General features: G+C 66.0%; 10 protein-coding genes. All 10 read left to right on the top strand.

Annotated elements, in window-relative coordinates:
* Nucleotides 1-41: 41 nt before the first annotated feature.
* Nucleotides 42-1301: an aspartate kinase gene (locus tag HGB10_07855; GenBank protein ID NTU71715.1), complete on the top strand. Its 1260-nt coding sequence runs from the start codon at nucleotides 42-44 to the stop codon at nucleotides 1299-1301.
* Entirely contained in the window at nucleotides 1301-2323 is a 1023-nt protein-coding gene (locus tag HGB10_07850; GenBank protein NTU71714.1) for an aspartate-semialdehyde dehydrogenase, read from the top strand. The genes HGB10_07855 and HGB10_07850 overlap by 1 nt, the downstream gene beginning before the upstream one ends.
* 51 nt (nucleotides 2324-2374) lie before the next feature.
* Complete coding sequence (locus HGB10_07845) at nucleotides 2375-3061, top strand: response regulator transcription factor (protein NTU71713.1); 687 nt, start codon at nucleotides 2375-2377, stop codon at nucleotides 3059-3061.
* Nucleotides 3061-4545, top strand: coding sequence for a HAMP domain-containing histidine kinase (locus HGB10_07840; protein ID NTU71712.1), 1485 nt, complete (start codon nucleotides 3061-3063; stop codon nucleotides 4543-4545). Before HGB10_07845 ends, HGB10_07840 begins: the two co-directional genes overlap by 1 nt.
* Nucleotides 4546-4644: 99 nt before the next feature.
* Nucleotides 4645-6741, top strand: a complete 2097-nt coding sequence (locus HGB10_07835) for an HD domain-containing protein (protein NTU71711.1) — start codon at nucleotides 4645-4647, stop codon at nucleotides 6739-6741.
* 64 nt (nucleotides 6742-6805) lie between these two features.
* Nucleotides 6806-7369 carry a QueT transporter family protein gene (locus tag HGB10_07830; GenBank protein ID NTU71710.1) on the top strand — a complete coding sequence of 188 codons (564 nt, stop codon included), beginning with the start codon at nucleotides 6806-6808 and terminating at the stop codon, nucleotides 7367-7369.
* A gap of 3 nt (nucleotides 7370-7372) precedes the next feature.
* Nucleotides 7373-9187, top strand: coding sequence for a diguanylate cyclase (locus HGB10_07825; GenBank protein ID NTU71709.1), 1815 nt, complete (start codon nucleotides 7373-7375; stop codon nucleotides 9185-9187).
* 9 nt (nucleotides 9188-9196) lie between these two features.
* Complete coding sequence (gene amrS / locus HGB10_07820; protein ID NTU71708.1) at nucleotides 9197-10264, top strand: AmmeMemoRadiSam system radical SAM enzyme; 1068 nt, start codon at nucleotides 9197-9199, stop codon at nucleotides 10262-10264.
* Between the two features lie 66 nt (nucleotides 10265-10330).
* Entirely contained in the window at nucleotides 10331-11590 is a 1260-nt protein-coding gene (locus HGB10_07815; GenBank protein ID NTU71707.1) for a glycosyltransferase, read from the top strand.
* A gap of 24 nt (nucleotides 11591-11614) precedes the next feature.
* The coding region (locus HGB10_07810; protein ID NTU71706.1) for a sulfite exporter TauE/SafE family protein at nucleotides 11615-12374 on the top strand (760 nt) is incomplete at its 3' end.

The following is a 12374-nucleotide window of genomic DNA, read 5'->3' as shown; positions in this document are numbered from 1 at the left end:
GTGGCCGCCGGTCGGCTGCAGTTCGCACAAGGGACCCACGCATGGCTTTGGTCGTCACCAAGTTCGGCGGAACGTCGGTCGGTAGCCCCGAGCGCATTCGTGCGGTCGCGCAGCGCCTCATCCGCCGCAAGGAGTCCGGTGACTCGGTCGTCGCTGTCGTATCGGCGATGGGGCACGTCACCGACGAGCTGGTCGATCTCGCCCGCCAGATCACCAGCGAGCCGGCCGATCGCGAGATGGATATGCTCCTGTCCACCGGCGAACAGGTCTCGATCGCGCTTCTGGCGATGGCGATCCATGCCGAAGGCCACGACGCTGTCTCATTCACGGGCGCGCAGGTCGGCATCGTCACCGACGGCGTGCACAGCAAGGCCAAGATCACGGAGGTCCGTGGCGACCGCGTTCACGAGGCGCTCAACAGCGGGCACATCGTCATCGTCGCCGGATTCCAGGGCATGACGCCCGACGGCACCATCACCACGCTCGGCAGAGGCGGGTCGGACACCACCGCCGTCGCCGTCGCTGCCGGTATCGGAGCCGACGTCTGCGAGATCTACACCGATGTCGACGGCGTCTACACCGCCGACCCGCGCATCGTGCCCGACGCCCGCAAGATCGACGTCGTCTCCTACGAGGAGATGCTCGAGATGGCGGCAAGCGGCGCGGGCGTGCTGCAGATGCGCTCGGTCGAATTCGCGCGAAACCACGGCGTGATCATCCACTGCCGTTCATCCTTTCACGACGCGCCCGGCACCATCGTCAAGGAGGCCGACGAAACCATGGAACAGGCGATCATCTCGGGTGTCACGCACGACACCTCCGAGGCCAAGGTCACGCTGCGAGACGTGCCCGACCACCCCGGCGTTGCTGCGAGGGTGTTCACCGAACTCGCCGAGGCCAACGTCAACGTCGACATGATCATCCAGAACGTGTCCGAGGCCGGAATGACCGACATCTCGTTCACCGTCCCCAAGGACGATCTCGTCCGGGCCAAGCGCGCTGTCGCCGACGTCGTCGCCGAGCTTGGCGCACGCGAGTGGCAGCTCGATGAGTCGATCGCGAAGATCTCGCTGGTCGGCGCTGGCATGAAGACCCACCCGGGTATCTCGGCGAAGATGTTTTCGACCCTCGCCGACGCTGGCGTCAACATCGACCTCATCTCGACCTCTCCCATCCGCATCAGCTGCGTGATCAGCGCCGCGCAGGTAGGAGAAGCCGTTCGCGCTCTGCACGAAGCATTCGAACTTTCCAGCGAAGACGTGACCGCCGAGGTTGCCCCGGCGTGTGGAGGTGACGCCTGATGGCGTGGAACAAGCAGATGCCCGCCCGTCCGGTCGTCGCGGTGGCCGGAGCCACCGGCGCGGTGGGCCGCGAGATGCTCCTGACGCTCGCGCAGCGCGAGTTCCCCGCCGAGCGTGTAATCGCGCTCGCGAGTTCGCGGTCCGCGGGCAAGAAGTTGCCGTTCGCAGGCGGGGAGCTCGTCGTCGAGGAGATGACTGCGGATTCGTTCGCGGGCGTCGACATCGCGCTCTTCTCGGCGGGAGCGAGTGTCTCCAAGGAGTTGCGCGACGCGGTGGTGGGCGCGGGCTGCGTGATGATCGACAACTCATCGGCGTTTCGTATGGATGCCGACGTTCCGCTCGTCGTGCCGGAGGTCAATCCTGAAGACGTCGCGTGGCACTCGGGTGTCATCGCCAACCCCAACTGCTCCACGATCCAGATGGTGGTCGCCCTCAAGCCGCTTGATGACTACGCCAAGATCAAGCGTGTCGTCGTCGCGAGCTATCAGGCCGCGAGCGGCGCCGGTGCGGCGGCCATGGACGAGTTGTATTCGCAGTCCCGGGACTTCCTCATGGGCCAGGAACTGCACGTCGAGCAGTTCGCGCATCGCATCGCGTTCAACTGCATTCCGCAGATCGACGTGTTCATGGACGACGGCTCCACCAAAGAAGAGTGGAAGATGATCGTCGAGACCAAGAAGATCATGCACCGAGACGATCTCGAGGTCGCTGCGACATGCGTTCGGGTGCCGGTTCTCCGATGCCACTCCGAGGCGATCAACGTCGAGTTCGCCGATCCGGTGCGCCTCGGCGCGATCCTCGAGTCGCTCGGGGATGCAGACGGCATCACCATGCTCGACGACCGCGCGACCAAGACATATCCGATGCCCGCGCTGCTCGAGGGTACTGATGACGTGTACGTGGGTAGGGTACGTATGGACCCAAGCGTGCAGTACGGCTTGCAGATGTGGGTGGTCGCCGATCAGTTGCGAAAGGGTGCGGCGCTCAATGCGGTGCAGATCGCTGAGGCGCTGCTCGGCTAGGTTCGTGCAGTGGGGGGCGTCGGCCGTAAGGCCGGGGAGTGGAGGCGCTACATGGACGTCAGCGGCACGAAGATCCTCATCGTCGAGGACGACGCGACAATCGCGCGGTTCGTTGAGCTCGAGCTCACGCACCTCGGTTACGAGGTTCACAAGGTCGCGGATGGTGACTTGGCCGTGGGCGAGATCGAGAGCGTCTGTCCCGACCTGGTCCTTCTCGACCTCATGCTGCCCGGTACGGATGGACTCACCATCGCGCGCACGGTGCGCGATCGTGGTCTGAAGATGCCCATTCTCATGCTGACCGCCCGTTCCGAGACCCAAGACGTCGTCCAGGGCTTCGACGCCGGCGCCGACGACTACCTGCGCAAGCCCTTCGAGGTTCCGGAGCTGCTCTCCCGGGTGCGCGCGCTTCTCAAGCGCATAGAGCACGACAAGCCCGCCGAGAGCTACAAGGCCGCCAACGTCGAGCTCGACCCGGCTTCTCGGGGCGTTCTTGTCGATGGCCAGCCGGTCAACTTCACCGCCAAGGAGTACGACCTCCTCGAGTACTTCGTCGTCCACGCCGGTCGCGTCATCAGCCGCGACGAGATTCTTGAGAAGGTCTGGGGTGGCCAGCACGCCACCGATTCCAACGTCATCGAGGTCTTCGTCTGCCACCTGCGCAACAAGATCAACGACAACGACAACCAGGTCATCCGGACGATTCGAGGCGTGGGCTACTTCTTCGCGAGAAGCTGATGCGGCGCTCGTCTCTCAGGACGACCCTGCTACTCGTCTCGGTCCTGTTCGCGATGCTCGTTGTCGGTGGCATCGCCCTGACGACGTACGTCATCGTCTCCGACGGCATGCGTCAGGTCGCCGTCGACACCGGTAGCCGACTCGCTTCAACCGCCGAGGCGGTGCTGCGTGACATCGTCGCCAGCGCTGAGGCCGAGACCACGGCGCGCGGATTGACCGGCGAAGTCGCCGATGAAGCGGCACTGCGGCTCGTGGCGTCTCGGCTGCCAGAAGCCATGTCGCACGCGGGCATGTCCGAGGCGACATTCGCCCTGTTCGACCGCAACCTCGAGCTGGTGTGGGCCTCGGACACGGTCGTCATGTCCCAATCGCAGGTCCGCGACCGAAAGCTCGCACTCGCCTCGGGGCTGCAGAAGCAGTCGATCGGGCAGGCCGGTGACCTGTTCTCGGGCCTCCTAACGGACGCCAAGCTCGGGACCACGGTCAACCACACGCCCGTGAGCCTGCCTGGCAACTCCAAAGGTGTGCTCGACGTGGTGCATACTCCCACCTCCGAGGAGCGCATCATCGATGCGATCCGCCAGCCGATGGCGGTGCTCGCGATAGCGGCCATGGCGATCATGGTGCTGTTGATGCAGACCTCGATGCTTTGGGTGCTCGGTCTGGTGGACAACCTTCGCAAGGCGGCGGATTCGATCGAAGCCGGTCGTCTCGACGAGCGCCTACCGGTCACCGGCAACAGCGAGATCACCGATCTCGCGCGCTCGCTCAACGGGCTCATCGAGCGCTTGCAGCGCCGCTCTGAGGCGCAGGCGCGCTTCGTCGCCGATGCGAGTCACGAGCTCGCCACGCCGGTCGCGGGCATTCGCGGGTACACGAGCATCCTGCGCGCGTGGGGCGCCGACGACCCCAAGGTTCGTGACGAGGCCGTCGATGCGATCGACAGGGAGTCTCGGCGGATGGCGAGGCTCACCGCCGACCTGCTCAACCTGCTGCACGCCGACCAGGGTCTGGTGCTGCGCTCGGAGCGTTTCGACCTCAATGCGCTCGTGCGCGAGCGACTGGCTTCGAGCGCGAGTCGCTGGATGGACAAGGACATCGAGTTCGAGGGTCCCGAGGAGGACTCGCTGTTGATGGTGGGCGACCCCGACCGGGTCGAGGACATCATCTCGATTCTGCTCGACAACGCGTCGAAGTACACGCCGCCGGGAGGCAGCGTCTCCGTGCACACGCGCCGCAAGCGTGACAACGTGCTGCTCGAAGTCGCGGACACCGGCCAAGGTATCCCCGCCGAGGATCTGCCGCGCGTCTTCGACCGCTTCTTCCGCAGTGAGGCGTCGCGCGCGGCAGGCGAGGGCGGATTCGGTCTCGGACTCGCGATCCTGCGCAGCATCGTCGAGAGCATGGGCGGCGACATCCACGTCTCCAGCGCCATCGGGGAAGGCACCGTCTTCACGGTGCGGCTCCCGAAGGGTCGCGTGTAGCCCCTCCACCTGCGGGCACGCCGCAAGCCTGTGTTCAAGTGATATCCGGTAAACGCCGATACCCTCATTGGTGCCCCATGACCGAAGAGGGGAGGCTTCTTGTCGGCACGACATCGAACCATTGCTGCCAAAGCGTTCACGAGCGCTGAATGGCGTACGGCCGCAGACGCCTTGTTCGAGGCCAGCGGCACCACAGTCCACGTCATGGACTTCGCGGCTCGGGACTCTCTCGTCGCGGGTTCGGCGTGTGGCTTCTGCAGTCTCGCCATGAGCGATGCCGGCACGCCCTGCCCCGAATACTGTTTCGACGACCGCGTGTCGCCCGGTGACAGAATCACGCGCGTGATGTGCCGAGCAGGCCTCCCCACGCTGATCTCACCCGTGAAGCTCGGAGACAAGACCGTCGCCCACCTGGTTCTCGGCGGATTCGTCACGTCGACGCGTGAGCGCCGGCGGCTCTACGAGATGCAGCTTGCGAGGACCGGCAGCGCTGATGGAGCTCGCATCGCGATGAAGGCCGTTACCATCCTCCCGCGGCGCAACGCCGACGGATGCTTGCAGATGGCGGTTGCGACAGCAACCACGCTCGTGGCGACATCGTCCGAGCAGATCCAATCCAAGGATCGCGTCGATGAGATGCGTGTGCTCGTGACCGCGAGCCAGCAGGTCGTCGCGAATGACAACCTCGATGCGAGTATGGTCAGCGCGATGGCCGAGGAGGCCGTCGCACTCATCGGCGGCGAAGCGGGTGCGGTGCTGCGCCCGGCGGGTGGTCGACTCGAGATCGTCGCCTGCACCAGCGGCTGGCGCGGGACCGTCGGTGGATTCATCCCGTCGGCGAAGACCGCAGCAGCGCGTGCATGTGAGACGGGCCGTCCCGTGCTGACCCCCGGCGGCGCGAAAGGCACTGCAACATTGGCGATGCCCCTGACGCTGCGCGGGCGTACGCTCGGCGCGCTCGAGGTCCGCGTTGCCGGCGACAAGCTACCCATCTCCGAGGAGCGCCTGGCTCGGCTCGACCGGTTCGGCCGCTTCATCGCGATCGCACTGCAGCGCGATGACGAGCGGTTCGCCGTCGAGCGGTCGCTTATCGGATACGCGCAGCTCAACGAGCTCGCCAACGCGCTTGGCTCGCAGACCGAGATCGATGGTGTCTCGCGCATGATCGCAAGTGTCATCGACAAGGCGTTCACGTTCGAGATCGCCGGCCTCGTGCTGACCGGCTACGGGCGCGATGAGGCGCGGGTCACGGTGTCGGGCGAGGTGCGGTCGGAGGAGCTCGAGTCGGTGCTCGGTATCGTCGCCGGTCGAGACGTCGCGGCCGACCCGTTCGCACAGTACTCGCTCACCACACACAGGGGCGCTGTGACCGACGAGGGCCAGGTGCGTGACGACTGGGCGACACTCGCCGTCGAGCTCAGAAGCGGCACCATCGACATCGGCTACGTGTTCGTGGCTCGCGCCGACGGTGGCCACTACAACGCCCAGGACCACGCATTGCTTGAGGGGCTTGCCGCCCACACCGGCGCGGCCCTTGGACGCGCGGCGCTCTTCAGCCGGATCAGGGACGACTACGCCAAGACGATCGCCGCGCTCTCAGCGACGCTCGACGCCAGCGAGCATATGCCGCGCGGTCATTCGACGCGTGTCATGGACTACGCGATGCTCATTGGCGAGGAGCTTGGTCTGTCGTTCGAGGATATCGAGCAGCTTCGATTCGCGGGTCTGTTGCACGACATCGGCAAGACCGGCGTGCCGTACGAGATCCTGCTCAAGCCATCGCAGCTGTCCGGCGATGAACTGATGCGCGTGCGGGCCCACGCCGAGTTCGGCGCCTCCATCGTCGATCAGATCGAGTTCCTCAAGAACATCACTCCGATCATCCTTCACCACCACGAGCGCTGGGACGGCGAGGGGTATCCCACGGGGCTTGCCGGCGAGTCGATCCCGCTGCTCGCGCGCATCCTCTCCGTGGCCGACGCCTTCGATGCCATGAGCACGAAGAAGGCGTACGGGGCGGGCAAGTCGTTCTCGGCGGCGCGCAAGGAGCTGCAGAAAGCGGCAGGTTCGCACTTCGATCCGCGCATCGTCGCGGCGTTCCTCGGCGGGCTCGAGCGCATGGAGCTCGCGGGTGCGACCGGGTTGCTGTCCACTGCATCCAAGCGGCCACATCCGCGCCCGGAGCTGCTGGCGTAGAGGTCTCGCAGCGCACTCTGCGTGGTAGAATCCGCGCGACTTCACTCGCGTTCGGAAGGCCCGTATGTCGCGCACGCGCTACATCGCTCAAGCCGGCGTCATCGCCGCTGTGTACTGCACGCTCACCCTTCTCACGATGCAGCTCTTGCAGGGGCTTGCGTGGGGCCCGGTTCAGTTCCGCGTGAGCGAGGCGTTCACCGTCATCGCGATGCTGACCCCCGCGGGCGTGCCCGGCCTCGCCCTGGGCTCTGTGATCGCCAACGCGCTCAATCCCGCAGCGCTGTGGCCGCTCGCCGGCCTCGACGTGGTCTTCGGTTCACTGGCCACGCTCCTCGGCGCTGTGTGGATGCGCCGGTTCGCAAGACGGCGTGCGATCGCACTCGCCGGTCCCGTGATAATGAACGCACTCATCGTTCCGGTATATCTGCCCATCATGCTCGCCGGACTCGGTTTCTACACCGTGCCGTTCTTCGGCGTAAACTTGGAAGGCACGTGGCTGGGAATGTACTTGTTCGGAGTCGCGGCCGTTGGTGTTGGGGAGGCCGTGGTGGTCTATGCCGTCGGCTGGCCACTGCTTGCGGCGCTCGAGCGTATCGGGATCACGGGATTCATCGGCCCGAAGGGGTAGGGGTTGGACGGGATACGGGAGGGGATCGAAGCCAGATCGGTCGGCGCTACGCGTCCGGCCTTCGACCTCATCACCATCAGCAACACCGACTCCTGTTCAGACTGCAACAACTGCATCCGTCACTGCCCCTCGCGAGCGATCCGTAGTGTCCATGGCCTGCACGAAATCGTCCCTGAGCGTTGCGTTGCATGCGGGGCCTGCGTGGCGGAGTGCCGCAACCCGAGCTTCTCCGTCCGAAACGACCTGCCCATCGTCCGCAAACTCCTGGCAAGCCCCCGGGGCGTGGTTGCCATCCTGGCCAGCGAATACGTCGCTGCGCTCTATCCGCTCACCCATCTCGAGATCGAGCGCCGCCTCGAGGACGTGGGATTCGCCGCCGTCGAAACGACGACTCTGGGTGAGGAGCTCGTTGCCGAAGCGTACGAGCGCGTGCACTCCGAGCAGTTCGGCGGCCCGCCCAGGCTGCGCTCGAGTTGCCCGGTCGTCGTGTCGTGGATCGAGCGCTTCTATCCCCAGTTCATCCGCTCGCTCGTTCCGGTGATTCCGCCCTACATCGCGCAGGCACGCCTCGTTCGCGAGGTCTCGCCTGACGTTGCGATCGTCTACGTCTCGCCGTGTTGGGCGCGCAAGGACGAAGTGCACGCCGAGGAGTTCGGCGGCACCGTCGACGTCGCCATCGGTTTCGATGAGCTCGCGGTTCTGCTCGCGGAGGCCCCGTTGAGCGTCAGCCCCGAGGGGCCCGCCCGCTACATCCGCCGGCCACAGCCGGTCAAGCAGCTCTCACTGATCGACGGCTTCCCGCGAACGACGCTTGTCGACAGCGACCCCACTGACTCAGGGATGGTGACGGCGCGAGGGCTTGCCGACATCGATCGGGTCCTGCGGGCGATCGAGCTCGGCGAAATCGCGCCGCACGTGGTCGATCTGCTCAACTGCGAGGGATGCGTCGATGGTCCCACGGTGGCGCCGGGTATCTCGGTATTCGCGAAGCGCAACATCATCGCGGCTGAGCGCGAGCGCCAGCCACCACCCATCGTCGATAACCGGACGTTCCTCTCGGCGCTGCCTCCGGTCGAGCTGCGCCGCTCGTTTCTCGCGCGACCGGTACACACCCGCACTCCGTCGGCGGCCGAGATCGACGAGACGCTCGCGCTCGGGGAGTTCGCGACGAGGGCCGACGCGCTTGACTGCGGTGCGTGTGGATTCGACACCTGCGTGGAGCTTGCCGCGGCGATCTGTCTCGGCGACGTCACGTGGGACCGCTGCTACCCGCTGCAGCGCAAGCGCCTGCAGCGCGCCCACGCCGAGCTCACGGAAGTCGCATTGCTCGACCCGCTGACCGGCCTGGGCAATCGGCGCGCATTCGACGCGCGACTCGCCGAGGAGGTCTCGCGGGCGGCTCGGTACGGTACGGCGCTCTCGCTGCTCATGATCGACCTCGACGGCTTCAAGCAGATCAACGACACGAAGGGCCATACCGCAGGCGACGCGATGCTCGTTCGGGTCGGCGAACTGCTCGGTGAGGTTCTGCGCGGCAGTGACATCGCGACGCGCTACGGCGGCGACGAGTTTGCGATCATCCTGCCTGACACCAGCAAGACCGAGGCGTGGCTTGCGGCGGAGAAGGTGCGCGTGGCGGTCGGCCAATCCCGAGTCGAACTCGGCGACGGTCGCATTCTTGCGGTGACGTGCTCGGTCGGACTCGCGAGCCAGGGCGAGGCGAATGCGACGATGACCGCACTGCTCGAGGCGGCTGACTCGGCGCTGTACCGCGCGAAGCGACGCGGGCGCAACCGCGTGGAGCTCGCTGCAGGGTAGGGGGGTCTCATGCACGAAGCGCTGCTGTGGAGTACCGAGGGCGACCGTGTGCGGTGCGAGCTGTGCCCGCACGAGTGCAGTATCGCCGAGGGTGACCGCGGGTGGTGCGGAGCGCGTGGTGTTGAGCATGGACGCCTCATCGCGTACACCTACGGGCTGGTCAGCTCCGTGGCGATCGACCCGATCGAGAAGAAGCCGGTGTTTCACTACTGCCCCGGCAGCGAGGTGCTCTCGCTGGGTAGCGTCGGGTGCTCGATGCGCTGCGGGCATTGCCAGAACTGGCAGATATCGCGTCCCAAGGGTGACGACGGGAGCGTGCCATTGCGCACCATCGAGCCCGAGTCCGTCATCGCCACTGCACTGCGGGAGGGCTGCCCCGGCATCGCCTACACCTACAACGAGCCTGTCATCTGGCTCGAGTACGTGCTCGACACCGGACGGCTCGCGCGGTCGAACGGTCTGTTCAACGTGATGGTCACGAACGGCTACGTCACCGCCGCGGGACTCGATGCGTTCGCGGAGGTCATCGACGTGTGGCGCGTCGACATCAAGGGGTTCTCGGAGAAGGCGGTACGGGCGTTGTGCCACGTTGGGCACGCCGACGTCATCCGCGTGCAGGCGGTGCGGGCCAGACACGTTCACGGTATGCACGTCGAGTGCGTCACCAACGTCGTACCCGGCGTCAATGACTCCGATGACGAGCTGCGCGACATCGCACGCTGGATAGCGTCCGAACTCGGGCCGCAGACGCCCTGGCACGTCACGAGGTTCATCCCGTACCTCGACTTCGCCGGCGAGGTGCCCACGCCCCTCGCCACGCTCAAGCGCGCAGCGGCGATCGGCCGCGACGAGGGGCTCGCGTTCGTCTTTCTCGGCAATGTGGACGAGCCGGGCTCCGAGGACACGGTGTGCCCCACCTGTGGAACGCTCGCCGTGCGGCGGGCGGGGTTCTCGGCGGTGTGCCAAGGGCTCTCCCGAGACGGACGTTGCGCGACGTGCGGCGGCGATCTCGGCATCCGACTCCAGGGCTGCGGCGCCACCTCAGATGATGGCGCGCGCGACCTTCCGGACGCATAGCGGTATCATGTACTGGGCCCGGATACGGGCCCCTGTCCTGTACCCGGCAAGGGAGCATATGCACCCGTGGAACCAGTCGTCATCATCCCCACGTTCTGGACGAAGCCCACACCCAAGCGTGGACGCACGTCGATTCCGGTGGACGATCTCGCCACCGCCTACGATCACCCCACCCCGATAGACAGCGACGGCACCCTGCCCGACTGCCTGCGTTCCTTGCAGAAGGTCGAAGGCCTCGGCCGTGTCGTGATCGTCGTGGCAGCGACCGACACCTCCATCGAGCACCGCGCTGAGGACAAGGTCCGCGAGATAGTCGACGACTTCCCCGACATCGACGCGTTTGTGTTCGGCCCAGCTGAGCTTGGCAGCCTGCACCGTCGGCTCGAGCAGCTCGAGTTCGCCGACATGATCGAGGGCGTCACGCTCAAGGGTTACGGCGCGGTCCGCAACGTCGGTCTGATGGCCGCAGCGGTTCTCGGCTACGAGTCGGTCGTCTTCATCGATGACGATGAGGTCGTCACCACTCCCGATTTCCTCCGCACCGCCATGTACGGCCTCGGGCAGAAGTTCGACGACGGCACGCCGCTGCTTGCCAAGTCCGGCTTCTACACCGACTCGCAGGGCCGTTGGCAGCGCAACGACGAGGTGCACTGGAGCGACATGTTCTGGCGCCAGCGCGACGCCTTCAACGAGGCGCTGTCGGTCGTCAGCAAGCCCCCGCGCATCCAGCGCACCAACATCGCGTTCGGTGGGTGCCTCGCGCTGCACCGCGACATGTTCGCCAACGTCTCCTTCGACCCGTGGGTGCTGCGCGGCGAGGACATGGACTACATCATTAACGCCCGCATGCACGGCGCGGACGTCTATCTCGATGACGAGTGGCGCATCGTCCACGAGCCGCCCGAGATGGTCTCGGAAGCGATTCGGTTCCGCCAAGACGCGTACCGCTTCGTCTACGAGCATCGCAAGATCGAGTTCGCGAAGTCTCAGGTCGACCTGCGGCAGGTGACGCCGAAGTCGATGATGCCCTACCCGGGTCCGTTCATCGATTCGAGCGTCGGCTGGCGAGCGACGATCACGGCTGCCTTGCGTTCACTCTCCGGTGCCGACAAGCCGCTGTACCGTCAGGTTGCCATGCATACCATGAAGGACGCCGGCGACTACGCGCGTCAGTACTGCCAGCACTACTTCGAGTTCCAGCGTCGCTGGCCGATTCTGATGGAAGGTCTGTGGGACGACATTGCGCTTAAGTCGCTGTTCTCGGGCGAGCGCGTGGTCGACCGTTCCGCGATCACCGGTCGCTTCCCGATCGTGCCGCCGGCCTAGCTACCAGGGAGGTAGCGCCACCTGATGCGCGAGCTCGCAATCACCTTCGGCATCGGGTTGGTGTCTGGGGTGCTGTCCGGAGCATTCGGCATCGGTGGCGGCATCGTCACGACACCGGCGATTCGGTTGATTCTCGGCGCGCCGGCGCTCATCGCTGTGGGCACGCCACTTCCGGTGATCTTCCCGAGCGCGCTCACCGGCGCACTCAACTATGCGCGTAACGGTGTCGCCGACGTACGCGCCGGCATCACATGCGGCATCGCCGGGGTCGCGACTGCGGTCCTCGGCGCCTGGACGACGCAGCTCGTCGGCGGCACGGTCGTCCTGCTCGCGACCGCCGCGCTCATCCTGTGGACCGCTGCCGACATGATCCTCCAAGTCGCTCGCCCGATGAGGGAATCGAGCGAAGCCGAGGAGCACCCGACGCCGGCGAGCACAACCTCCGTGGACGGCGATTCAGCGGCACGAAGTGAACGTGCGAAGCCAGTGAACGGAGTGCCGCAGAATCGCCCCGCAGTGGCTAGGCTCGCCGTCATCGGCCTGCTCACCGGCTTCTACTCCGGCTTCTTGGGGTTGGGTGGCGGCTTCGTGCTCGTCCCGCTGCTCACGCGATGGGTGGGCTTCCCCATCAAGCGCGCGATCGCGACCTCGCTCGTCGCGGTCACCATTCTCGCGGTGCCGGGCACCATCACGCACGCGCTTCTCGGCAACATCGACTGGCGCATCGCCGCCGCACTCGCCGTAGGTGTGGTACCGGGCGCGTTTCTCGGCTCGCGCTTCACCT

Source organism: Coriobacteriia bacterium (assembly GCA_013334745.1).
In the GTDB taxonomy this organism is placed as follows: Bacteria; Actinomycetota; Coriobacteriia; order Anaerosomatales; family JAAXUF01; genus JAAXWY01.
Note: the sequence above shows the minus strand (reverse complement) of the source record. Positions and strands in the feature narration are given on the sequence as shown.